We start from the raw sequence: 23,446 nt of genomic DNA, 5'->3' as shown, positions 1-23,446 counted from the left end.
TACGAGCAGTTTGTGGCTTAACCTTTAAAACCAATAGCTTTGGCGATTGCCATTACGGCTTTGAGTTGCGGGCCTTGCTGATTGGCATAATTGCCATCGGTGTAACCCCACCAGTCCCAGCAACCGTTTGGATTAAAGGGCGCCATCGCGCTTTTTTCCGTCTGCGGATATAACACCACCATGTTATTGCTATCCGCCCATTCATTTAATCCTGTGCCTTTGGCATATGCATCGCCGACCGCGCCGGCATATTGTTTACAGCCATGGAAACTGATGTGCAGGGTGCAGGCAACGCCTGTGGCACAGCTCTGTGGAATGTAGATGTAACCAGTTTCACCCAACGTTGCTGCGGTATCACCGGCAAGCTTTTGCTGTTGCAGCGTCAACAGCTGGCCGCCAGCTTTAACAGCCCTGGCTTGTAGGTGCGGGTATATATGTTTGAGCAGCGCGCCGGCTGCATCATAGCCACAAGCACCCAGATAAGGCGCTTCGGACAGCTCACAGCCAGCGCCTTGATTGGCTGTTGGGAAATTGTGGCCAAAAGCTTTGTCGTTGACATACTGCACTTTGGAGCCCAGCTGTTGATACTGCGTTGCTAAGGCGTCGCTGACTTTGCTGTGGACGGTTTTATCCGCAGTGCCGTGGAGTAAAAACACCGGGCTGTCTTTGAGGTGGGACAACGGCGCTATGGTGCCGGCAGCGGCCTGCTGCTGCAGCAATGCGCCAGCTTTGACTAAATCGGGCGCACTGCTGTCTTTGTTAAAACAATGCTCAAGTGCGACCGGTAACGAGTTTTGCGCACAGCCATAAGGCCCGGCGGCGATAATACCGGCGCCTGTGACTTTATCGCTGAAGGCCAGATGGAACTGATTGGCCATATAACCGCCGGAGGATAAACCGGACACCGACAACTTTGGCGCAAGTTGCAGCGGGGGCAGCTCAGTAGTTGACAGCTCAGCGGCGGGCAGGGCGTAACTCAGCAGCAGACAGCTTGCAGTGAAAAAAGCGGAAGAAACAGCGGTTCTGTTGTGCATAAAAGCCATCCTGGTTGAAAAAGACAAAATTAGCAGCCAGCCAACGGCTGGTCATAGTCCGAGCTTGTCGCGCCTGGCGGAGTGCGTCAATAGTGCTTTGGTACAGTATCAGTTGTGACCTTATTCAAATTGCTATCTGCTTGTCAGTACTCATAAAATTATGGGACTATCATGCTCAGCTGTCAGTAAAACCACAATGCTGCAGAGCCGCACAATGGAGTAGCCGATGGGACAAACCCAACAACGTGACGAACGCATCGATTTACTGCGTTTTATTGGCCTGGCCATGGTCATTCTGGCCCATGTTTATCCGCCGATGTGGGTGGCGCAGCTGCGAAATTTTGATGTGCCGTTGATGGTGTTGGTGTCAGCATTGTCCTTTAGTGCTTCGGTCAAGCAAGAAAGTTATGGCCAGTATGTGTGGGCGCGGGTGAAACGTCTGGTGTTTCCGGTCTGGTTGTTTTTGACGCTGTATTTCGCCGTGCAATGGGCTTTTGCTTACCCGCAGGCACTGCCGGATTTTCAGAAGATTTTACGCTCTTATACCATGATCGACGGCATCGGCTATGTCTGGGTCATCCGGGTGTTTTTACTGGTCGCCTTGCTGGCGCCTTTTATCTATCGTTTTCATCAGCGCACGCTGCAAAACAGCCAGTATTTCCGCGTCCTGCTGCTGTGGTATCTGGCGTATGAAGTGGCAGTTGTCATGTTATTGCCTGAGATTACCGGTGTGAGCCGCACAGTGCTGCGCAATACTGTGTTTGATGCGGTGCCTTTTGCCTTGTTGTTCGCCTTAGGTTTGCGTATTCCAGCTATGCCCAAAGCGGAGCTGGGGCGTTTGTTCGGCATTTTTACGGCAATATTTTTGTTGTTTGCGCTGTGGTTTTTCTGGCAGAAAGGTAGCTTTGTGCGCACGCAGCTTTTTAAGTATCCGCCGCAACATTATTATCTGGCGTATGCGCTGATGTGTGCTTTTGCGCTCTGGCTGATGGCTGAGCCATTGTTGAAGGTGCTGCGTAGCAGCCGGCTGATTGGTTTTGTACTCTTTGCCGGCAGCAACAGCATCTGGATTTATCTGTGGCATATCTTTTTCTTACAAATCGTCGAACAAAGCTGGGGCATGAAATACTTGCTGGTCTTCGCCTGTTCCGCGCTGCTTACCTGGTTACAGGTCACACTTATTCAGCGTTATTGGTTACCACGGGTTCGGGATCCCGGCGTGAAAAGAAACATTCGTGCCTTATTAACCGGTTGATGTGATGAATATTCAACTTGTAATTCAATCACTTTAATTGATGCATGTTGGCAGGGTGCCGCTTTCTGTTGCTATTACATTGACAGGTACCAATTTGCTGTCAATACTGAGGACAAATGAGACATTTGTTTCGAGGTGTGTGATGGCTATACCCGTAACTATCGCTGATGACTCCATGTTATCGCGTAAGACTGTCCGAAAAGCGTTACCGCCGGAGTGGGATATTGAGCTTACCGAAGCCTGCAACGGTAAAGAAGCTCTGGCCGCGGTAGCCGCTGGCAAAGCAGATGTACTGTTCCTTGATCTGACAATGCCAGAACTCGATGGGTTTGGAGTCCTCAGGGAGCTGCACGATCACCACGCCAAAACCGTTGTCATTGTGATCAGCGCAGACATTCAACCTGAAGCCCGCAAAATAGTCGAGTCACTGGGCGCCTTCCGATTTCTTCACAAACCATTGCAACCCAACCAGTTACGCCAAACATTGGCGGATTTGGGGTTGTTATGAGCACTTTGCTGAGTGAGTTGCAGCGTGATGCGCTGCAGGAATTAATGAACATTTCGATGGGGCAGGCCGCGAATGCGCTGGCTCGGTTGATTGAAGCCAAAATAACTTTGTCGATCCCAAAGATTGTTATGGTCTCAGCCTATGAATTTCAGCAGATGTTTGTCACGGACCAGTATTGGTTTACCCGACAATCCTTTCTCGGCAGTGTGAAAGGTGAAGTGCTGACTTTGCTGGCCCGGGCCGGCACTGAGGCTATCGGCGAGCTGATGGATTATGTCTTGCCATTGGATGACCGGAGCAGAAAGGAGCTATTGCTTGAACTGGCCAATATTTTAGCCGGAGCCTGTCTGAATGGATTTTCCAGTCAGTTGGCACTGCATGCAAAACTCAGTATGCCTACAATTTTTCAGCCTGATACGCGCCAGGCCGAAAGTTTTCGCTGGTCCAGTACCTTGCTGCTGGAAGTGGAGTTCCAGCTGGAGGGAACTGCCTTTGATTCCCGCATTGTGATTTGCCTTGAGGGCGGTTCCGTCGAAGTCCTGATTGGGAAACTCAATGAGTTGCTGGAGGATTAAATCATGGACCTGCCACGCCTGCATTTTCAGTTAAATAACCGGCTGCCTCTGGGGATCTGTGTGTTAAATGCTGAGTATCAGGTGTTGTATTGGAATGATTTCTTCAGTGATCGTACAGGGCAAAGTCTTGCTGCAATTCAGGGCCAAAATCTACTCGAGATGTTTCCCGCGCAATCGCGATATCTGAAAAAGAAAATCGACAGTGTGCTGGTGCTCAATAACGCCAGTTTTTCTTATTGGGAGCATCAACCACACGTGTTTCCGTTTTCTTCCAGCCGGCCAATCACCGGTGAAGAAACGCTGATGTATCAAAATATTGAGTTTCTGCCGATTGAGTCAGAGGATAGTTCTGTCCACAACGTGTGTCTGGTGGTACAGGATGTTACTGAACTTGCTAGTTATTTTCAGGCGGAGCAGCTCCTGTCAGCAAAACTAGAACAGGAAGGCGCTGAACTTAAAGCGCTGAATGAAAAACTGTCGATGGCGCAAAGTCAGTTATTGCAATCAGAAAAAATGGCCGCTATCGGTCAACTGGCCGCAGGGGTTGCCCATGAAATTAATAACCCGATAGGATTTATCAGTTCAAACCTGCAAACCTTACAGGACTATGCCACCCGTTTGCTGAAGCTGACAGAATTCTATGAAAAAGTGGTCAGTAAAACCGGCAATGATGCTTATCTGGCCATGCAGCGCGACATGCAGCAACGTTTACAGTTTGGTTTTGTCCGACAGGATTTGCCTGATCTTCTTAAAGAGTCCATTGATGGGATTGACCGCGTATCGGAGATTGTAAAAAATCTGAAAGCATTCTCGCATGTTGATAATGCGCAGTGGCAACCGGCAGATCTGGTCGATGGCCTCGAAAACACCTTAAAAATTGCGGCGAATCAACTGAAGTATAAAGTGGAAATTCATCGGGATTACGCCGAAGACCTGCCCCAGGTCTACTGTCAGCCGAATCAGATAAATCAGGTATTTTTGAATCTATTAGTCAATGCCGCACAAGCGATGGAACATAAAGGTCATCTTTATCTGCGAGCCTGGCAGCAAAATAAGGATGTATGCATCGAAGTGCGTGACACCGGACCGGGCATTTCGTCTGAACATATGAAACGCCTGTTTGAACCCTTTTTTACGACAAAACCTGTTGGTAGCGGTACCGGGCTGGGTTTGTCTTTGTCATATAGTATTGTGAAAAAACATCATGGCGAAATTCAGATTCATTCGACACCAGGTGAAGGTGCTAGTTTTGTTGTGATATTACCTATTACAGGTCCGGAAAAAACAGCTGATTTACCAGGCTCGGAGCAGCTAATATCATGACCTGTCCGACACATTCACCGCAGCTTATAGTCATGACGATAAGCCGGCTGATGGCGGACCTATCACAGTGTTTTACGCAGAAACAAATTGATACTACCTTGCTTCAGGCGCAATTGGATCAACTGACCTCTGTGCTTGGTATTGAAGCTGTGGCTGTGTATGAAACGGAGAAAGCCATTGCCTCAACGGCGTCTGCGGTCGAAATTTCAGCGGCCAGCATGCTGCTTTACCGACTTGCGGGGGATGATAGCCTGGCGCCAAAGATCCTGGACTGTCAGCAAATACATACAGCGTCGGGTTCTGTGAGTCTATCGTTGGAACCCCCGGCGATACTGCTGCCCTTAGTCCCGGATAGCAATCAGCGATGGTTGCTGGTCAAAGCTGATGCTTCGCAGCAACAACAGGTTATGACGTTAGTTGAGCCCTGGTGCAGGCTGTTGAGTCATTTTTTAACTCAGCACCATGCTATGGTGCAAGACGAGCAGCACACGCAGTCTGCGGAGCGAGCAATAGCCGCAGCGACGGCAATCCCGTGGCAACTGGATACTCTGACTGATCACCTCGAAGTTGATGCTGCGGGCTATAAGCTGTTGGGACTTTCACCGGCAGAAACCGGACAGCTGACTCAGCAATGGCTGTTTCAGCAAATGCATCCTGATGATGTTCATCGTTGCCGCAGCGCATTCAGCCAATACCTGCGGGGGCAGGCAGCAATTTATGACTGCGTCGGACGGCTGCGTCACCGGGCCGGATATTGGGTTTGGATCCATAGTCGCGGTCAGATCCGCTGTTTTCCTGGTGGCAGACAAAAACTACTGGGTCTTTATTTTGATGTGACCGACCGGATGCAGGCTCAGCTGCAGCTGGAAACTTTAACTTCATGTGTGCCCGGTGTCGTGTTTCAGTACTTACGCAAAGTCAATGGCAACCGGAGTTTTCCCTATCTGAGCCCGCAAGCCGAACAATTATTCGGTCTATCTCTCGACGAATTACGCAAAGACGCCAGCCCCTTTTTGCAAAAAGTCCACCCGGATGATCTGGAGGTGCTAGGCCAACGCCTGGATCAGTCATCAAAGTCTCTGCAAGTGTTACAGGCCAGATTTCGGCTGTGGTCAGCAGACGGGGAATATCTCTGGTACCAGGGCAAAGCACAGCCTGAACAACTCGCCAGTGGCGATGTACTCTGGCATGGCCATTTGTCTGACATCACTGCAGAGATAGCTGTTGAAGAAGAAATGCGGTTGGCAAAAGAACAAGCGGAACAGGCGTCACGCTTCAAAAGTAGTTTTCTCGCAAATATGAGTCACGAGATCCGCACACCCATGAATGGTGTATTGGGTATGTTAGATGTGCTCAGCGCGGGACTGACCGAGCCCCAGCAACAGGCAAATATTAAAGTGATGCGGGAATCCGCTACCGCCTTACTGACAGTGATTGATGATATTCTCGATTTTTCAAAGCTTGACGCCGGTAAGCTGGCCGTAATCCATGAGCCTTGCGATCTATCTGAACTACTTCATCAGATTATGAGTGTTTTGGATGAGCTCGCGCTTAAGCAACAGATTTATCTTAGCTTTTTTGTTGATCCAGCTGTACCTCTGCGGGTGATGGCCGATGGTGGACGGCTTCGTCAGGTTCTGCTGAACCTGCTGAGCAACGCCATAAAATTCAGCGCCGGCACCGGGCGTCAGGGGAAGGTTCATGTAGCCCTCACCGTTTTGGATTGGGATGAACACGATGTTTTACTGTGTTTTTCGGTGAAAGATAACGGCATTGGTATGTCCGAAACCAGTTTGCAGCGGTTATTCAAGCCGTTTGTGCAGGCAGATGACTCCACAAGTCGTCGATTTGGTGGTACCGGGCTTGGGCTCTCAATCAGCCAACAACTCGTCCATCTGATGGGCGGGCTAATTGAAGTTAACAGTCAGCCTGATCTGGGCAGTGAATTCAAAGTGATGTTACCGCTGCAAGTGTTACAGAGTCAGTTGCCACCTACCAAAGCTATCATGGCGACAGAGGTCGTCATTGTCAGCAGTCAGAGTTCTGAGCAGGCAACGGAATGGGGCATTTATCTGCAAGCTGCCGGATGCAGCGTGCAGCTGACTCAGCAACCAGACCTCATTGCTCCTGCAACAAGTGAGGCGTGTGCCTGGTTGATTGACTGTTCCGGCTCAGAGCTGCCAGACGGCTGGATTGATCTTGCTTCCCGGATCCGTGCTAGATACCCGCAACATGGTGTCGTAGTTATGGGCCGTGGCAGACGGCGAAAGCCACGATTAGTTGCTGAGAAACAAGTGTATCTGGATGCCAACGTATTAACCTGTGGTGCTCTTTTTGACGCGATCAACCTGCTGTTTAGTGCAGGGGAACCGGCAGCAGCGCCTGTACAGAATTCAGTTTCTGCGAAGCCTGATTTTAGCCAACGGATTTTAGTGCTGGAAGATAACAGTACGAATCAGATTGTGATCAGGCAGATGCTGCTTCAGCTCGGATATCAATCCGATGTTGCAGCGGATGGTGTACAGGGGTTGCAATTTGCTCAGCAAAATCGTTATGACCTGATCCTGACTGACTTGCATATGCCATTACTGGACGGCTATGAGTTTTGCCGGGCATGGCGGGACATTGAAAATTTGCTAAATTTGCCACCGATCCCGGTGCTGGCGTTAACTGCTAATGTCATGCAGGAAGAACAGCAGCGATGTTATGAAGCCGGTATGAATGGTTGTCTGACCAAACCGCTACCGATTGTAAAGCTCGAACAGTCGCTGGCTCAGTGGCTGCATCCGGAGCAATACGTGCGATGTCTCGAGTCAGCCACCACTGCTATCGACCAAAAAACAACCGCAGATGTTCGATTTGACCGAGACACACTGGCCAAAACCGTTGGAACAGATGCGGTTGATGAAGTGTTGGCAGACTATACCCGGAGCTATCGGCAACATATGCCAGAGCTTGTGCGTGCAGTGTCTAGCGGAAATATGGCGCAAATATCAGCGATTGCACACAAACTGAAATCTTCCAGTAGTTTTGTCGGATTGACTGAGTTCGCAAAGAGTCTCAAAGCTTTAGAACTCGCTGCACGTCGTCAGAATGGTGACGCCTGCGACAATGATTATCAGGAATGCTGGCAACATTGCCTGAGTGCTGCACGCCTGGTTGAACAACTCCTGCAACAGCTCTGACTTTGCAGCCGGTTACAGATAAATATGCTTTAAAGCTAACAAATATCCCTTAAGCACTGCGCTGTCCAGCGGTTTTTTCAGCACAGTGACATCACCTAAAACGGTTTCATGCTGCTTGAGTGTACTGTCGTCAAGCCCACTGACCACAATAATATGCCTGAAGTCATTTTCCTTGTGTGTTTTGATATGTTTGAGCATTTCAAAACCATCTATGTAGGGGAGTTCGAGATCGAGGATCAGTAGATGTGGAAAGCCGGCTCCGAGTCTCAGCATGGCTTCTAAACCATTATCGAAAAGCTCCAGAGTCAATGGCAGTGCCATATTTTCCAGTTCACGTTTATACAAAGTTCGCATGAAATCATCATCTTCGACGATAACTACCTGCAGGCGGCCATCGGGATCTGATTTGATTGGCAGCACGGCTGTTGATACGGGTTCACGTTGCTGCTGTATAGACCGCAATAAAATACGCCGGTGCCCACCGTTAGTTTTCCAGGCGATAAGCTTCCCGGATTCAACCATTTGTTGCACTGTTCCCACAGAAACGCCCAGTAAACGCGCCGCTTCCGTGGTACTACAGTATTTCTCGGATTTGTCCGACCAGCCGTCATTACTCATCGTTGCCTCCAGCTATCAAGATGAATTGTCAAATTTATCAATTATTTGACGCTTTCGCTAGGTTATTTCGCAATATCGGCCATTATTGCGCCATAAAATAATTAAAACGATATAATTGACATAAATGATAAATTCACTCTAAACTGATTTTAGAGGACAAATGAGACAGGTGCTAATGATGCAAATGAGTAGCAGTAGTTCTAATCGCGCAGAATCCGACCACTCAGGCGTGCTTGGCAACGTCGGTCAGTACCTCACTTTTAATTCCGGCGGCGAGTGTTATGCGCTCGGCATTCTGGCAATTAAAGAAATTATTGAATTTGGCAATATTACCAAAATACCGATGCTGCCCTTGTTTGTCAGGGGGGTCATTAATCTACGTGGAGCTGTGGTTCCGGTGATTGATTTAGCCGCCCGGCTCTATGGCGAGCAACTGACCGCCGGCCGACGTACTTGCGTAGTGATTGTTGAGCTCGACACCGAAGACGGCAAAATTGAATTGGGTGTCGTTGTGGATGCTGTCAATGAAGTCCTGGAACTTTCTGCCAAAGACTTAGCGGCGGCACCTAACTTCGGTAGCCGCATCCGGACTGACTTTATCCGTCAAATGGCACGCATTCAGGATCGGCTGGTGATGATTCTGGCATTGGAGCGGGTACTTTCCGTCGATGAAATGGCCGGGTTAGTTGCGTTGAGTCAGGAAAAATCAGCATCAGAGCAGGTCGCATAATGTTAGGCCTCGCCCGTGGTCAGTTGTGGACCACACAGCCTGGTTATCCGGCTGAGGTGGCACCTATCAGTGGGCCACGGGCACAACATATGGTGCTCATCCTATTTTTACTCAGCACCGCAGCAAGCCTGGTGCATTGGACCATGCTATTTACTGCGGCAGTGTTGCTTTTTACTCTTCGCCTGCAAAAAGCAGCATTTTCCTGTTGCCGCGGCCCACAACTTCAGGTCTATGCCGGGGATACTGTCGAAGATGCTCCGGTCAGCGCATTGACATCAGGCGCAGAGACGGTCGCTGCGCAGAATTTGCTGTTTGACACCCTGGTTGCGCAACTCGGTCACGGTAAGCAATTGGGCGATCAATCGGTAAATCGTCTGGTCGAAGATTTTAACTTGTTGTTTATTTCCGTAAGAGAAAGCATGCAGCTGGCGCAAAGCGCGGCCAAACGCTTTGAACCTGACAGCGATAGTTTTGCTGCCAAAACTGAAGTGTCGCTGGCGCAGGTGCTGCAAATGCTGCAACAAGCGCTCGCGAGGAAAACGCTACTACTGGAATCTAATCAACAGGTGGCTCAGGCCGCCAGCGCGCTCAAACATCAGACTGAAATTATCCAGCGCATTTCCAAAGAAATTACTTTGCTGTCTCTGAATGCATCGATCGAAGCCGCCCGTGCTGGCGAAGCGGGGCGTGGCTTTTCTGTTGTAGCTGAGCGTGTCCGCGAGTTATCTGATACCACATCACAAGCTGCCAGCGACATTATTAGCCGTATGCAGACGTTAATGCAGGCCATCGCCGGCAGTTCGGGCCAACTGCAAAGCAGCGGCGAATTGGACGAGCAGCTGATGGCTGACGCAAATCAGCACATCGGCTCGGTTATGAGCGGCTTGACGGACATGACCAATGAACTGTGCGGCACTATCGGCCAGCTTGAAAAAACGCAAAGTCAGGTTCAAGACAAGCTGCAGGATGCTATCACTGATTTCCAGTTTCAGGATCGTGTCAGTCAGCGACTTAGCCATATCGTGACGGTTCTGCAGCAATTGCAGCAATTACATCTTTCTGGCACGGCGATAACACTTAGCGATGTCGAACAAATTGCGGTGAATTTATACCAGTCATACACGATGCAGGATGAGCGTGAATTACACAAGGCGGCGAGGCCTGCAGAGTCATTGCAGCACAGCCCGCAGGACATTACTTTTTTCTGAGGACTGTATCATGTCTAAAACAATTCTAGTCGTTGATGATTCTGCTTCGATCCGCCAGGTTGCCCGAATGACCCTCGTCGGAGAGGGGTACGAAGTGCTGGATGCCTGTGACGGTGTAGAGGCTTTAAAACAACTGAATGGTAAAAAAGTCCACCTGATTATCAGCGATTTGAACATGCCGAATATGGATGGTTTAACGCTGTTACAGCGCGTCAAAGGCGAGCCCGCTTACCGTTTCACCCCATTTGTGATGTTGACCAGTGAGTCGGGCGACAATTTTATGGCGCAAGGTAAAGCCCATGGCGCAAAAGCATGGATGGTGAAGCCGTTTAAAGCCGAGCAACTGTTAATGACGGTGTCCAGATTACTGGCCTGAGGAGGTCTTATGTCTGCAGAGACGCTAAAATTTCCGCCTTCCCTGACCATCTACGAAGTTCAGGATTATGCCGGTCGTTGGCAGGTTATCGCTCAGCATCAGCCCGAACAGCTGAATCTGGATTTATCTGAGCTACAGGAATTGGACGGTGCAGGGTTTCAGTTGCTGCTGAGTCTGCTCAAATCTTTACCAATACCCAGTTTAGCGATTCAGGCGGGTCCTGAAAGTCATCTTATCGCTGCATGGTTAGCTGATCAGCTGATAGAACAGGGCTATCGTGTGGGAGGTCTGCAGTATGCTGAACATGAGTGAACTCGTTGCAGTATTTCTGACAGAAGCCCGCGAGCTCGTTGAACAATTGGAACGTGGCGTGCTGGCATTGGAGAAGTCGCCGGGTGAAGTGACCGCCGAAGATATTAATGCGATGTTCAGGGCCGCGCACACAATTAAAGGGTCGGCTGGCGTTGTTGGGTTGGATCATGTTGTGCACTTTACCCATCTGGTTGAAACTGCGTTTGAACAACTACGTAGTAATAAGCTGGTGGTTGATCGTTCCCTTTCGCAATTGCTGCTGCGTTGTAATGATCATATCGCGAGTCTGCTGCATTGCGCCGAAGTGTCCGCTGAGCCAGCGGCTAATCTGCTTCAGGCCGGTGATGCACTACTCAATCAGCTCAGGCCTCTGTTGCAGCAATCTGCGCAGTCGTCTGAAAACGACATTGCATCTCCCAGTGTCGGATCAGCAAAACAAAAATCAAGCTGTCACGTTTTTCTGAAGCTCTCCGCCAGTTGCTTTACCGACGGTCTGGACCCCGTCATCCTGGTGCGGTATTTGCGTCAGCATGCTGCTGTGTGCCGGGAATATTGGTATGCCGGACAGGTACAGCCATTGACACAGATTGCACCAGCACAAGCGGAAACCTGTCAGCTGATGCTTGATCTGCTGATGGAAGATATTGCAGAGGCCACGCTGTTGGAAGCGCTTGAATTTATCCGCCAGGATAGCCTTTGCGCCATTTTTAACCACGATAGTCCGGTTGAAGCCCAGCAACTTTTTCTTGATAGCCTTGAGAGTCCAGCGTTGGCGCAAGAGTTAAAACAACGATGGCAGGCGTTGGGTTTGCTGAAAGTTCCGGTTGAAGTATCTGCCGGCACAACGCCTTCTTTGCTGCCACGCAGCGAGACAAAAGCAGAGAATAAAAACCAGCCGCGTCAGATAGATCAACGCATGATGCGCTTGCCCGCTTATAAGCTGGACACGCTGGTGAATCAATTGGGTGAGTTGCTTATTGCGACTGCGACCTTGCACGAGCACAGCCGGCAATTTAACAACAGTGATTTAACTGAGCGGGTGCAGCAGGTTCAGCAGCTGGTGGATGATATTCAGGGCAGTGCCCTGCAACTGCGGATGGTGCAAATCGGTGAAACATTTAATCGGTTCCAGCGAGTGGTCCATGATATCGCTGCTGAACTGGGGAAAGATGTTCATCTGGTGATCGAAGGCGCGGATGCTGAACTCGATAAGTCGATGGTTGAACGTATCAGTGATCCGCTGATGCATCTGGTGAGAAATGCAATGGATCACGGGCTTGAAAGCGCATCCGAACGAATCGCGGCAGGAAAGAGTGCACATGGTAGCTTGTTGCTGCGGGCGTACCATGATTGCGGCAGTATCGTTATAGAAATCCGCGATGATGGTCGCGGTATCAACCGCGATAAAGTCCGGCAGAAAGCGATAAGCCAGGGACTGATCAGTGCCGGTGCTGAGCTGACTCTGCGGCAAATCGACGAATTGATCTTCGAACCCGGTTTTTCCACGGCTGATACGGTGAGTAATCTGTCAGGCCGGGGCGTCGGCATGGATGTGGTGCGTCGCAATATCGAAGCTTTGCGTGGCACAGTGGATATCAGTTCAGAGCCAGGCGCCGGTACCCAGTTTCAGCTGCGCTTGCCACTGACATTAGCCATTATCGACGGTTTTATGGTGCGAGTTGGTCAGTCTCGTTTTGTGATCCCTTTGGACATGGTGAATGAATGTATCGAGTTGCCGGCAGATATGGCACTTGATACAGACGCCGGTTACCTGAATCTGCGCGGCGAAGTCTTGCCATTTATCTTTTTGAATCAAATGTTTGGGCTCGGTGCTGCAGCCAGTGACCGCCGCAGCATTGTGGTTGTGCGCTATGGAAAACAAAGCGCAGGTTTAGTTGTCGACCAGTTATTGGGTGAATTCCAAACCGTTATCAAACCATTGGGCAAATTATTCCAGTTTTTACAGGGCATTAGCGGATCCAGCATTCTGGGTTCCGGTGATATCGCATTGATACTCGACATTCCTCGCCTGGTGCAAATCCATGTACAGGCAACAGAGCGTCAGCGTACAACGACTACCATCTGAGGTGACATTATGGGTATTTTACGTCTATTTTCCGACAAGCAAACCAGCCAGCTAACCCGGGTTCTGCAAAAGCAGCGTCAAAGTCAGCACTATGAAGCGCTGCAGGTTGAGGAATTTCAGGGAGACTGCCAGCCATTGGCTGCAGAGGTGGATTTGTTGCTGTTGGAAGTCCAACGCCGGGCAGTGCCGTCGGCCGCTCTTGAATTCCTGAATACCAGTGTGATGCTGGCGGATGAACAAGGAAGCGTGACTTATCTCAATCCGGCGCTGCAACGTTTGCTGCAGCAGGCTGAGCCTGAGATCCGGAGCCAGATCCCATCATTTTCGCTGCAACGGCTGATTGGCGAATCGATCGAGATGTTTTTTAATCCTGCAACCCGTGGGATGTCCGTGGTAACGCTAAAGCTTGGCGACAGAATTTTCCGTCTGAGTCAAAACAGCCTGATGATGCACGGACAACACATAGGTACAGCTATTGAATGGCAGGATCTCACCGCAGAAATACAAAGGGAGAAGCTGCTCGCTGCACAATTTGGCCATTCATTTACATCTGCGGCGAAAGGGGATTTTTCGCAACTTGTTAATGCAGAGGCGCTCGATGGCATTGCCCGTGATATTGCATTGCTTTCTAATCAGCTGCTGACACAACTCGATTTAGTGTTGCGTGATAACCTTGCTGTGATCCGCGGAGTCAGCGTCGGCGACTTGTCGGTTCGCCCGCAATTAAAAGCAGAGGGTCTGCTGGGTGATCTTGCAGGGTGCTCTCAGAACTTAACCGATGTATTAAATCAACTTGCCGCAGCGATCGCTGAAATGACGCTGAAACATGATGAAGGGTTTAGCAGTTTCCAATTAAATGAGCGTGATTTTGCAGGTGCGTTCAGCTCGGTGTGTGGCCAAATCAACCGGCTGGTGCAGTCCCATGTCGATATGATGAAAGACTATGTCAAAGTGACCACTTCGTATGGCATCGGTGATTTCAAAAGCGATATGGCAAGATTGCCGAACGAAAAAGCAGCCATCACTGTTGCGGCTGATGCAACGAAAGCAAATCTGTTAAGGCTCGCTGAGTTACTCGGCGCCGTAGGTCAAAGTGCTAAAGAGGGCAATCTGCAGTATCGGGTCGATGCAACTGGCTTTGCAGATACCTTCCGCGAAATGATCGATAGCTTTAACGAAGTGCTGGCCTTTACCGAAAAACCCATTCAGGAAACCGCAACTGTGATGAATGGTTTACAGCAAGGTAAGCTGACCGTATTAGTCGAAGGCGATTATCAGGGCGTCTATGCCGGACTCAAAGACAGCGTCAACGGCACTATTGAGAGCCTAAGACGGATCATTGCCGATGTCAGATCAAACTCAGAAGCACTGGCACAGGCATCCACTGAGGTATCGTCGACCGCTCAATCTCTGGCACAGGGAGCAAGTGAGCAAGCAGCCTCTGTTGAGGAAACATCGGCAGCAGTTGAGCAAATGACCGCTTCGATTTCACAAAATGCGGATAACGCAAAAATCACTGACGGCATGGCGTCAAAAGCGGCCGGTGAAGCCGCCGAGGGTGGGCGTGCTGTCGTCGACACAGTGCTGGCCATGAAACAAATCGCTTCAAAAATTGGCATTGTTGATGATATTGCCTATCAAACGAATTTGTTGGCTTTAAACGCGGCGATCGAAGCTGCGAGAGCCGGCGAGCATGGCAAAGGCTTCGCCGTTGTCGCCGCCGAAGTTCGTAAACTGGCGGAGCGCTCGCAGGTTGCTGCGCAGGAAATATCAGAGCTGGCCAGCGGTTCGGTGCAAAAAGCCGAACGGGCAGGAGATTTACTCAAAGAAATAGTGCCTGCGATTGGCAAAACGTCAGAATTAGTGCAGGAAATTGCTGCAGCCTCTGATGAACAATCTGCCGGAGTTGGCCAGATCAATGAATCAATGTCCCAGGTGACCCAGGCGACACAGCAAAATGCTTCTGCGTCTGAGGAACTGGCTGCGACCGCTGAGGAAATGTCTGGTCAGGCGGAAATGCTGATGCAACTGGTGAGCTTCTTTCAGCTGGACAATAGCGAGGGACAATCACTCATTCAGTTTTCCCGTCCAACTCTGAGTAAGTCGCCTTCGGCATCAAACGTTACCCGGCTCACCCGAGGTTCCGCGGCTGTTGATCCGAATAGTTTCGGCCGGTTTTAAACCGGGGGTGGCAGATGAATGTTCAGGCGATTAGTGAAAGCGACTTTGCCGCCATCAGTCAGTTTTTTTATGCTGAGTCGGGCATCCGGCTCGGCATGAATAAACGCAGTTTAGTATGCGGAAGACTGGCTCCCCGGCTTAAAGTTCTGCAGTTAGAAAACTTTGGTGCCTATCTGCGTTTTATTACGACACAGGGAAACCATTTGGAACGTCAGCTTGCTGTGGATCTGCTGACAACCAACGAAACCTATTTTTTCCGTGAACAACGTCATTTTGATTTCTTGCAGGAACTATTGGACCAGGGCTGGCCCGGTCATATTCCGCAGATCTGGAGCGCCGCGTGCTCCTCTGGCGAAGAACCCTACAGCATTGCCATGTTAATGGCCGAGTATTTTGGCGACAAACTCTGGCAGGTTGATGCCAGTGATCTATCTAACAGAATGTTAGCGACGGCAGCACAAGGGTTGTATCCACTATCCCGGGCAAGAGAAGTGCCTTCGTCTTTATTACGTAAGTATTGTCTCAAAGGGCTAGGGCAATTTGATGGATATCTGTTAGTTGATGACTGCTTACGCCAGCGCTTGAGCCTGCACGCGCACAACCTGATGGAACCTGTGCGCCGCAAGAAAAAATATGACCTGATTTTTTTACGTAACGTACTGATTTACTTTGATGCCGCCGGCAAAAAAACCATCATTAATCACCTGTTAGAGGTGTTACAGCCTGACGGGTTCCTGTTTGTCGGGCACTCTGAGAGCCTGAATGGCATCACTGATGCGCTGGTATCGGTACGGCCTGCGGTTTATCGGTTAGCCCAGGCATGACTTATCAGGTGTTTTTGAACCCGGGAGACATGTGGACCGGAGAATGCCGGGTTGGCCGGCTTACTACCATTCTTGGTTCATGCATCAGTCTTGTAGTTTTTTTACCGTCTGTGCATTGGCTGGGGGTGTCCCATGCCATGCTACCTTCCCGGCTGCGGGCAAAGCAGGGCATGTTGAGTGGTCGTTTTGTAGACGAATCAATCAACCTGTTTTGCAGAGACTTAGAACGCTACGGTGCGACATTACAACAGTGTGAGCTGCGGTTATATGGGGGCGGCGATATGTTTGGTACGCCATTGGAGCAGCAGAGGCCGATTGCTCAATCACTGAAGATCGGCGAGCAAAATTTGCACAAAGTGATGGATGTGCTCAACAAACATCAGGTTGATATATTGCACCAGGATATTGGTGGAAATTGTTACCGGTATCTGAGCGTTGACCTCGAAAATGGTCAATGTCAACTGAATAAAAACTCACTGCATCATGGTGCGTTCTCTCAGGTGATTTCTGCAAAGGCAGGTCGATATGACAACTAAAATTAAAGTAATGCTGGTTGATGATTCTGCCGTGATCCGACAAACACTGGGGCAGTTACTGTCAGCAGATCCCGAGTTATCCCTGATCGGCGCGCACAGTAATCCGATATTTGCAATGCGTGCCATGGAACAACAATGGCCAGATGTTTTGGTCCTTGATATTGAAATGCCCGGAATGGATGGTCTGACATTTCTGCGCTCGTTGATGCGTAGTCGCCCATTACCGGTCATTATTTGTTCGTCGCTGACCATGTCAGGGGCACGTAGTTCGGTCGAGGCGCTGGCGGCAGGCGCCGTAGAGATATTTGCAAAGCCGATGATGTCGTCTAAAGAAGACCTCCTCCGGGTTGGGCGCGACATTATTCAGGCTGTCAAATCAGCAGCGAAAGCCAAAATAGTGAAGCAACAACAGAGCGGCGCGCTGAACCATGCTGCACAGCAACAACTGCTGGCAAGAGCTACAAATCACGATCAGCATGACCAAGCCAGATTATTAGTGATTGGCACGTCAACAGGAGGGACACAAGCCCTCGAGTTTATCCTGAGTAAAGTTCCTGCGACATTGCCTCCGATTGCTATAGTGCAGCACATGCCTGCTGCTTTTACCAAGGCCTTTGCTGAGCGAATGGATCATATTTCGGCGATGACTGTGGTCGAAGCGGAAGACAATCAACTGATGCGGTCGGGTCATGCTTATATCGCGCCGGGAGGTTTGCATTTGCAGGTCGAAAAGCGGGGGCATGAGCTCTATACCGTCGTCAGAGATGGACCACCAGTCTCGCGGCATAAGCCGTCAGTCAATGTGTTGTTCAGTTCGGTCGCGCGTGAAATCGGCTCTGCAGCAAGCGGTTTTATCCTCACAGGGATGGGCGATGACGGCGCCCGTGGTTTACTGGAAATGCAGGAACAGGGAGCTGTGACTTATGCGCAGGACGAAGCGAGTTCAGTGGTCTTTGGCATGCCTAAAGAAGCGATTAAGTTAGGTGCCGTCAATCATGTCCTGTCGTTGCAGGAAATTAGTGTGAAACTGTCAAAGATCCGGCCGTAGCAAAACTGCGAAAAACCGGCGATACGCCGGTTTCTAGGTTCCTGCATCAGACAGGTGATTTTGCAACTGAGAGATAGCGACCTGATCCAAACTGCCTGTTTTCAGTGCCTGTAGCGCTCTGTGCGCACTTTCGCTGATCTCTGTTAAACCAAAACATGCACTTGTACCTTTGATTTGGTGAAGTAAACGCTGAAGTTTGTCGAGTTCCTGTTGCGTGATCAATTTATCTATTTTCTCGACATATGCGGGGAGGGACTCGCGGTATTCAACGAGTAAGTCGTCGTTATCTGTTCCTGCCGAGGTGATGCTAACGTCAGCCAATGCAATGCTTTGAGAACTATCGGTTGCGTATTTCACCTGCTGTGCTGCTATTGCTTCCAGTAGTTGTTGCTTCGAAAATGGCTTAGTCATTGTTAAATCGAAGACTTTATCCAGTTGTTTACCAGGATCTTCAAAGACGTCGGCGCTGAGTAAAATGATAGGGCAGCTCAGCCCCATGTCACGGAGTTGTCGGGCCGCATTGAAGCCATCTAACTCCGGCATCTGTTGGTCCATCAGGATCAAATCAAACTTGTGTTGCCGGCAAATTTCGATTGCTGCCATACCATCTGCAGCGAAATGTAGACTCAGCGGTTGTTGCTCCAGATAGGAAGCTATCAAAGCGCGGATATCAGCGACATCATCAACAATCAACACTTTGGCTGGCACTAGCTTGATTGGCTGGTGAGTTTGCGGCTGTTGTTGTGTGATCTGAGCAGTATTTTGTATCAGCGAAGCGGGGATTATCAGGGTAAATGTAGAACCTATCCCCGGCTCGCTGGCCACATCTATTTGTATTTGCATCGCTTCAGCCAATTGACGGCTGATATAAAGACCTAAACCAGTTCCCCCGAAGTTACGGCTGGTACTGCTGTCTGCTTGCGTAAAAGCAGAAAACAGCTGAGTCAGCTGTTCGGGTTTCATCCCAATGCCTTGATCGATAACTGCGACTTCAATGTCACCACGAATGTTTTGTTTCACATCCAATGTGATGTCGCCTTTTGCCGTAAATTTAATCGCATTACTCAGCAGGTTTAATAAAATTTGCTTTAAACGAAAGGGATCGGCTGTGATTGAAACTTCCTGATTAAGACTAAAGCGGCTGATTAACCGAAGCTGCTTTTGGGCAACCAGTGCACTGATACTGCTGATCAGGTCTTCAATAAAGCTGCTGAGAGCGACGGCCTGAAGCTCCAGATTCATTTTGCCTTCGTCGATTTTCGCGGTATCGAGAATATCGTCGACCAATCGTTGTAAATGCTCGGTATTTTGTTGGATCCGATGCACCAGGGGTAATTCTGCAGCTGTAACTTTGTGCATTAATTGTTCAGTAAAGCCTTTAATTACAGTGATGGGTGTCCTGATCTCATGACTCATATTCGCCAGAAAGCGGGTTTTGACGGATGCAAGTTGCTGTGCGCGGTCTCGTTCTTTGCTGAGTTCCTCAGTACGAAGTTGGACTCTCTGTTCCAATTCATTGTTCAACATGACTATTTGTTGCATCGAATGTTGCATGGCCCGCCGTGAGCCACGCACACGGTGCTGCATCTCACTGAGCGTATTGGCCAGAGTTTCAATCTCCTTTGCTGATTGTTCAAACGAGAGCCGTGGTTGTGGCATGTCATCTGGCTGCCAGCCGGATGCATTTTCAGCCAGTTGTTCAAGTGCCACTGTATAACGGCTCACAAATGATCGGGAAAGAGCAGTGATGGCCTCTAGCAGCAATAGAGCTATCAGCATGGCGATGGCAAGAAACACATGATAGCGCTGTATAAAGGCATCAGTATCGATAAAATACTTCAACTGCCATTGTCCCGGATTCACGGCATGCAGCTGCAATAGATGGGCGGCATTCTGGGTCAGCGTGATGGGGCCTGCGCTGTTAAACCAGCTATTGCGCAGAAATTTTCGCGCAGCTGGGTCTGATTGTGTACTGACAGACCAAACCTCGCCGAGTGGACGGGTGTCGGCAGTGCCCCAAATCTTTTTCCTTTCACGGTCCAGTAATACCCGGTGAGAGATGTCGACATCTGTTGTTGTCATTGTCGCGGTCAGCGCCTTCAGATCGATGGACACCTCAAGCACGCCCCGAAAACCTTTTTGTGGGTCCTGTAACGGTATGCTGACTGCAAACAGCTGATCCTGACCAAGGTTTCGGCCTAAAAAAGTATCACTGATAAAGGCTTGGCCAGTTTTTTTCGGCTGAAAAAAATATGGCCGGTCCGATACATTGGTACCGGATCTGGCTGTTTGGGGTAAATCAGCTTTGTAAAAATGCAGGACTTCGCCCCGGGCATCGGTGATTAATGCCGAAATAAATTCTGGCCGTTGCACTGTCAGCATTTGTAACACTTGCGAAGGTGCTGCCAATTCAAGCATTTCGGCAGCTAAGTTCAGCTGTGTCTGATAACTCAATAAACGTAAGCTTATCTGTTGCGCCAACTGATGTTGTTCTGCCTGATAACGTAAAGATGCTCGTGATAGATCCAGTGCTATTGCCCCATGTAACACCAGTGCAATCAGTAAGGTCGAAGGAATGCTGCTGTACATGGCGACCCGATGTGACAGCTGCAATGTCAGTGGTTGTTGCTCAGAATGATTTGAATGCGTCAATGTGTCCAGGAGCAGCATCGATCGCAAACAAAATGCGAACACCGCAGTACTCAGACCTGAGTGCAGAAGCAAGTACAGGGGCTCTGCAGAAATTTTTGCCGGAGCGAGCTGGCCAAACAGTAAGGTGCTCGCAACAGCATAGGTCAGCACCGCAGCGATACTGTGCCGCCGGATAGCCTGGTTAAAACATAACAATACAGCAAGCTGCAACAGACTGGCTGCAAACGCCAGATTTTGATAAAGCGGCAATAATATCAAACCGGCAGCCGGTATTGACCAGAAGAGTCCCAGCCGCAACAAAATGAGGAATAACGCTATGTTTCCAACACTAAAGGGCACAACAAATGGCAGATCAACGACGGTAATATTGGCTAAAGTCCCGAGTAAGACCAACAGCAACCAATATTTCAGCCTTTTGAGCGTCAATGCTTTACTGAGCCAAACCATCAGCACTGCTCCAGTGCCGGCAGTGTTAATACAAAGCTGGAACCGGTGCTACCGGAACTGGCCAGCATCAGACTGCCGCCATGTTGCTCAGCAATAGCTCTGGACATCGACAGACCCAGCCCGGTGCCTTGACCGACCGGTTTAGTGGTAAAAAACGGCTCAAAAATATGCGCTGCCACATGTTCGGCAATCCCGCAGCCGTTATCCGTGATTTGTAGCTGCCACAGTCCTGATGTTTCGCGCAGTATCAGCCGGATCTCACCTTTGCCGTTGGTAATTGCCTGGTTGGCGTTCATCAGTAAATTCAGTAAGACCTGACTGAGTTGTGTGGAATTGCCGCACACCATTGCTGGCGAGTCCGGCAAATCCAGCTGTATTTTGGCGTTGTGTTTCACCTGAGTTTGGGCGATTCGTGCTGTATCTTTGAGCAGAGTTCCGAAGTCAATCTCCTGCATGGTCTTTTCATCCGGATGGGAGAAAGTACGCAAATTATTGATAATGTCTCGGGCGCGTCGTGCTCCTTCCAGTGATTCTTCTAACAGGTCCTTGCTCTCACTGCGGATATAATCCAGTTGCAGAGCCTTGGCTTGCGGGATTAGTTCGGGATGAGCGGCTACGCTCGACTGAATAAAGCTGTCGTATTGTTGCAGATAATGTTTGAGCGTATTGAGGTTGCAGTAGATAAAACCCAGTGGATTATTCAGCTCGTGCGCTACGCCTGCCGCCAGCTGACCGATGGCAGCCATTTTTTCCTGCCGTAACAGGCTTTGCTCAATGCGGTGTTGTTGTGCCCGCAATGTATCGCGTTCATCCTGCAGTTTACGCTTTTCCAACTGCGAGAGTGTACTGGCAATAAAAGTACTGAACGAACGTAAAATTACAGCACTGTTAGCGGAGAATGCACCGATCCGGCGTGACAGCAAAATCATGGTGTAAGCCGATTGCGGCGTGTGCAGCGGGTAGGTCAGGGCAGATTTATAACCGGCCGTCAGTGGTAAAAGCTGTTGCCACCAATCCAGCAGTGACAGATCAAACAAATTTAAATCCTGTCGAAACAACGGACAACTTGCGTCTATTGTGAGGTCGGCTGTAGGTAAAGTCGCTGGCAGGCAAGCCAGCAATTGCGCAGTGGTTTGCTGGTCATTTAATTGCAGGATCAGGATGGCGTCGTAATCTATGACATGGGTTACCACATCAAATAGTTTGCTAAACAGCGTTTCTTGTTGCTCTGAAGATAGAATCGCCGCCAGCCCGCGACTGAGTAACTCATTGAGCTGGCGGAACTGCTCAAGTTGCTGTTTTTCATAAGTCAGTTGTAGAATTTTTTCCTGCCAGAGTTCAGGTAATGTCATGGCAGTCTCTCCTGGTGCTGCTGGCCAAACAGAACGGCAGAAATCATCAGGTTGCCGTGGCGGTTATAACCGTCGGCAAAACACCCTTGTTCGCCAAAAGTAAACGCCACCAGATAAGGCAGGCCTGGCAGTGCTTCAGTTAAGGAGCGTTGCACCTGTTCAATTTCTGCTCTCACTGCCAGCATACAGCCAGCGCAATAAACAATAAGGGCTGCAGCAGGTTCGGTCTGATGACGCAGACGTAAATTATTAGTTGCGACACGAACGACGTGGCTGGCGCGGCGAACTAACTGCTCTTTAGAGCCAGACATCAACGTCACCACATCGCCGGGCTGCACTTCAGATAATGTCTCAATGCCGCCGTCATTGTGGATGTTGGTAGGCAGGCTAAGCAGAGAAAACGGGATGTCTTTAGCGGCAAGCTGACGTCCGAGCGGATAATAGGTGCAGTCACTCATCACTTGCCCTGGCGCTTGTTGTGGCGCTCCGGTTTGCTGCAACCAGTTGTTATAGACCTCTAAAGCGCTTTGGTCGTTGATTTTGGTAATACGCCGGCCCTGGACTTCTGTCACGGTGCCGCTGAACGGTTCTGTACTATACCCACTGCTGAAGTAGCTACTGATGGCGACTGTTGGATATAACACGGCAATCACCAATAAGTTTCCCGCCAATTGTTGGCCATCGTATTGGCACCACTCACCGGTGACAGCATCATCTGCTGCACTTCCACCTAAAATCGGAACCTGATCACCCACAACCTGCTGGATGCCAGCGATAATCTGCTCTTCATACCCAGGGGCTTGCATGCACCATATCAGGGCTGGTAACTCTGCCGGGCGTTTGGCTCGCAGAATGGCAGCCTTCACTGTTGCTGCGGCCTGCTGAACGATGTCGCCCGGAACCTGTACAACACTGGCAACACCATAACTGCCTGCGGGATCTTCGACCACCAGCAGTGTGAGTCTGCGGTCTGAAACCTGGTCAACTCCGAAAGATGAGGCTGCACCGATACAAGAACTGCATGCTATCCAGTTGGTACTAAAGCGTTGCGGATCTTCGAGTTCTTGCAGGATTTTCATACTGGCAACATTGCCGGTTGCGATCAGTAAACTGGCAGGTTTCCCGTGAAAAGCTGCGTTGAGGCTGGCTGTCATCGCCTGGCTGTCGGTCGCATCAATCTGTAATAAGTTGAACAT

At 49.9% G+C, this 23,446-nt stretch carries 19 protein-coding genes; 14 read left to right on the top strand and 5 right to left on the bottom strand.

Features of this window, described 5'->3' with window-relative positions; genetic code table 11:
- Nucleotides 1-17: 17 nt before the first annotated feature.
- Nucleotides 18-1,034, bottom strand: a complete 1,017-nt coding sequence (locus tag Q399_RS0102425) for an extracellular catalytic domain type 2 short-chain-length polyhydroxyalkanoate depolymerase (RefSeq protein WP_031565118.1) — start codon at nucleotides 1,032-1,034, stop codon at nucleotides 18-20.
- Between the two features lie 226 nt (nucleotides 1,035-1,260).
- Here Q399_RS0102425 and Q399_RS0102420 point away from each other — a divergent pair, with 226 nt between their 5' ends.
- From Q399_RS0102420 to Q399_RS0102400, 5 genes are all read left to right on the top strand, one after another.
- The gene (locus Q399_RS0102420) at nucleotides 1,261-2,289 is read left to right on the top strand and encodes an acyltransferase family protein (RefSeq protein WP_031565115.1); all 1,029 of its coding nucleotides are present in this window, start codon (nucleotides 1,261-1,263) and stop codon (nucleotides 2,287-2,289) included.
- Between the two features lie 142 nt (nucleotides 2,290-2,431).
- On the top strand, nucleotides 2,432-2,797 hold the full coding sequence (locus Q399_RS0102415; protein WP_031565113.1) for a response regulator: 366 nt from the start codon (nucleotides 2,432-2,434) through the stop codon (nucleotides 2,795-2,797).
- Nucleotides 2,794-3,372, top strand: coding sequence for a chemotaxis protein CheC (locus Q399_RS0102410; protein WP_031565111.1), 579 nt, complete (start codon nucleotides 2,794-2,796; stop codon nucleotides 3,370-3,372). Before Q399_RS0102415 ends, Q399_RS0102410 begins: the two co-directional genes overlap by 4 nt.
- 3 nt (nucleotides 3,373-3,375) lie before the next feature.
- Nucleotides 3,376-4,695, top strand: coding sequence for a sensor histidine kinase (locus tag Q399_RS0102405; protein ID WP_031565109.1), 1,320 nt, complete (start codon nucleotides 3,376-3,378; stop codon nucleotides 4,693-4,695).
- Nucleotides 4,692-7,880: a hybrid sensor histidine kinase/response regulator gene (locus tag Q399_RS0102400; protein ID WP_084164048.1), complete on the top strand. Its 3,189-nt coding sequence runs from the start codon at nucleotides 4,692-4,694 to the stop codon at nucleotides 7,878-7,880. The genes Q399_RS0102405 and Q399_RS0102400 overlap by 4 nt, the downstream gene beginning before the upstream one ends.
- A gap of 12 nt (nucleotides 7,881-7,892) precedes the next feature.
- Here the strand turns inward: Q399_RS0102400 and Q399_RS0102395 are convergent, their stop codons facing one another.
- Nucleotides 7,893-8,498 carry a response regulator gene (locus Q399_RS0102395; protein WP_031565105.1) on the bottom strand — a complete coding sequence of 202 codons (606 nt, stop codon included), beginning with the start codon at nucleotides 8,496-8,498 and terminating at the stop codon, nucleotides 7,893-7,895.
- A gap of 184 nt (nucleotides 8,499-8,682) precedes the next feature.
- Between Q399_RS0102395 and Q399_RS0102390 the strand changes: the two genes are divergently transcribed.
- The 9 genes from Q399_RS0102390 to Q399_RS0102350 are packed head-to-tail and all read left to right on the top strand — an operon-like array spanning nucleotide 8,683 to nucleotide 17,799.
- Nucleotides 8,683-9,228: a chemotaxis protein CheW gene (locus Q399_RS0102390; protein ID WP_037045659.1), complete on the top strand. Its 546-nt coding sequence runs from the start codon at nucleotides 8,683-8,685 to the stop codon at nucleotides 9,226-9,228.
- On the top strand, nucleotides 9,228-10,436 hold the full coding sequence (locus Q399_RS0102385) for a methyl-accepting chemotaxis protein (RefSeq protein WP_051685683.1): 1,209 nt from the start codon (nucleotides 9,228-9,230) through the stop codon (nucleotides 10,434-10,436). Before Q399_RS0102390 ends, Q399_RS0102385 begins: the two co-directional genes overlap by 1 nt.
- 10 nt (nucleotides 10,437-10,446) lie before the next feature.
- Nucleotides 10,447-10,812 (top strand): response regulator, encoded by a 366-nt coding sequence (locus tag Q399_RS0102380; protein ID WP_031565099.1) that lies wholly within the window; start codon nucleotides 10,447-10,449, stop codon nucleotides 10,810-10,812.
- A 9-nt stretch (nucleotides 10,813-10,821) separates the two neighbouring features.
- Nucleotides 10,822-11,124 (top strand): hypothetical protein, encoded by a 303-nt coding sequence (locus tag Q399_RS20960; RefSeq protein ID WP_037045487.1) that lies wholly within the window; start codon nucleotides 10,822-10,824, stop codon nucleotides 11,122-11,124.
- Nucleotides 11,117-13,210: a chemotaxis protein CheA gene (locus tag Q399_RS0102370; RefSeq protein ID WP_051685682.1), complete on the top strand. Its 2,094-nt coding sequence runs from the start codon at nucleotides 11,117-11,119 to the stop codon at nucleotides 13,208-13,210. Before Q399_RS20960 ends, Q399_RS0102370 begins: the two co-directional genes overlap by 8 nt.
- 9 nt (nucleotides 13,211-13,219) lie before the next feature.
- Entirely contained in the window at nucleotides 13,220-15,391 is a 2,172-nt protein-coding gene (locus tag Q399_RS22305; protein WP_051685681.1) for a methyl-accepting chemotaxis protein, read from the top strand.
- 14 nt (nucleotides 15,392-15,405) lie between these two features.
- A complete protein-coding gene (locus Q399_RS0102360) occupies nucleotides 15,406-16,215 on the top strand; it encodes a CheR family methyltransferase (RefSeq protein WP_031565092.1) in 810 nt (269 codons plus the stop codon).
- The gene (locus Q399_RS0102355; RefSeq protein WP_084164047.1) at nucleotides 16,212-16,751 is read left to right on the top strand and encodes a chemotaxis protein CheD; all 540 of its coding nucleotides are present in this window, start codon (nucleotides 16,212-16,214) and stop codon (nucleotides 16,749-16,751) included. The genes Q399_RS0102360 and Q399_RS0102355 overlap by 4 nt, the downstream gene beginning before the upstream one ends.
- On the top strand, nucleotides 16,741-17,799 hold the full coding sequence (locus Q399_RS0102350) for a protein-glutamate methylesterase/protein-glutamine glutaminase (protein WP_031565087.1): 1,059 nt from the start codon (nucleotides 16,741-16,743) through the stop codon (nucleotides 17,797-17,799). The genes Q399_RS0102355 and Q399_RS0102350 overlap by 11 nt, the downstream gene beginning before the upstream one ends.
- Nucleotides 17,800-17,832: 33 nt before the next feature.
- On the opposite strand, the gene Q399_RS0102345 is transcribed toward Q399_RS0102350, so the two are convergent.
- From Q399_RS0102345 to Q399_RS0102335, 3 genes are read right to left on the bottom strand one after another with little or no spacing between them, the layout of a single operon-like run.
- Entirely contained in the window at nucleotides 17,833-20,898 is a 3,066-nt protein-coding gene (locus Q399_RS0102345) for a hybrid sensor histidine kinase/response regulator (RefSeq protein ID WP_031565084.1), read from the bottom strand.
- On the bottom strand, nucleotides 20,898-22,250 hold the full coding sequence (locus Q399_RS21340; protein ID WP_051685680.1) for a sensor histidine kinase: 1,353 nt from the start codon (nucleotides 22,248-22,250) through the stop codon (nucleotides 20,898-20,900). Before Q399_RS21340 ends, Q399_RS0102345 begins: the two co-directional genes overlap by 1 nt.
- Nucleotides 22,247-23,446 carry an FIST signal transduction protein gene (locus tag Q399_RS0102335; protein ID WP_051685679.1) on the bottom strand — a complete coding sequence of 400 codons (1,200 nt, stop codon included), beginning with the start codon at nucleotides 23,444-23,446 and terminating at the stop codon, nucleotides 22,247-22,249. The genes Q399_RS21340 and Q399_RS0102335 overlap by 4 nt, the downstream gene beginning before the upstream one ends.

The organism is Rheinheimera texasensis DSM 17496 (assembly GCF_000711985.1).
In the GTDB taxonomy this organism is placed as follows: domain Bacteria; phylum Pseudomonadota; class Gammaproteobacteria; order Enterobacterales; family Alteromonadaceae; genus Pararheinheimera; species Pararheinheimera texasensis.
This window is presented reverse-complemented; position numbering and strand designations above follow the sequence as displayed.

Coding starts and splice junctions, on each gene's coding strand:
- Q399_RS0102425 (WP_031565118.1), bottom strand. CDS start 1,034: ATGCACAACAGAACCGCTGTTTCTTCCGCTTTTTTCACTGCAAGCTGT.
- Q399_RS0102420 (WP_031565115.1), top strand. CDS start 1,261: ATGGGACAAACCCAACAACGTGACGAACGCATCGATTTACTGCGTTTT.
- Q399_RS0102415 (WP_031565113.1), top strand. CDS start 2,432: ATGGCTATACCCGTAACTATCGCTGATGACTCCATGTTATCGCGTAAG.
- Q399_RS0102410 (WP_031565111.1), top strand. CDS start 2,794: ATGAGCACTTTGCTGAGTGAGTTGCAGCGTGATGCGCTGCAGGAATTA.
- Q399_RS0102405 (WP_031565109.1), top strand. CDS start 3,376: ATGGACCTGCCACGCCTGCATTTTCAGTTAAATAACCGGCTGCCTCTG.
- Q399_RS0102400 (WP_084164048.1), top strand. CDS start 4,692: ATGACCTGTCCGACACATTCACCGCAGCTTATAGTCATGACGATAAGC.
- Q399_RS0102395 (WP_031565105.1), bottom strand. CDS start 8,498: ATGAGTAATGACGGCTGGTCGGACAAATCCGAGAAATACTGTAGTACC.
- Q399_RS0102390 (WP_037045659.1), top strand. CDS start 8,683: ATGAGTAGCAGTAGTTCTAATCGCGCAGAATCCGACCACTCAGGCGTG.
- Q399_RS0102385 (WP_051685683.1), top strand. CDS start 9,228: ATGTTAGGCCTCGCCCGTGGTCAGTTGTGGACCACACAGCCTGGTTAT.
- Q399_RS0102380 (WP_031565099.1), top strand. CDS start 10,447: ATGTCTAAAACAATTCTAGTCGTTGATGATTCTGCTTCGATCCGCCAG.
- Q399_RS20960 (WP_037045487.1), top strand. CDS start 10,822: ATGTCTGCAGAGACGCTAAAATTTCCGCCTTCCCTGACCATCTACGAA.
- Q399_RS0102370 (WP_051685682.1), top strand. CDS start 11,117: ATGAGTGAACTCGTTGCAGTATTTCTGACAGAAGCCCGCGAGCTCGTT.
- Q399_RS22305 (WP_051685681.1), top strand. CDS start 13,220: ATGGGTATTTTACGTCTATTTTCCGACAAGCAAACCAGCCAGCTAACC.
- Q399_RS0102360 (WP_031565092.1), top strand. CDS start 15,406: ATGAATGTTCAGGCGATTAGTGAAAGCGACTTTGCCGCCATCAGTCAG.
- Q399_RS0102355 (WP_084164047.1), top strand. CDS start 16,212: ATGACTTATCAGGTGTTTTTGAACCCGGGAGACATGTGGACCGGAGAA.
- Q399_RS0102350 (WP_031565087.1), top strand. CDS start 16,741: ATGACAACTAAAATTAAAGTAATGCTGGTTGATGATTCTGCCGTGATC.
- Q399_RS0102345 (WP_031565084.1), bottom strand. CDS start 20,898: ATGGTTTGGCTCAGTAAAGCATTGACGCTCAAAAGGCTGAAATATTGG.
- Q399_RS21340 (WP_051685680.1), bottom strand. CDS start 22,250: ATGACATTACCTGAACTCTGGCAGGAAAAAATTCTACAACTGACTTAT.
- Q399_RS0102335 (WP_051685679.1), bottom strand. CDS start 23,446: ATGTTCAACTTATTACAGATTGATGCGACCGACAGCCAGGCGATGACA.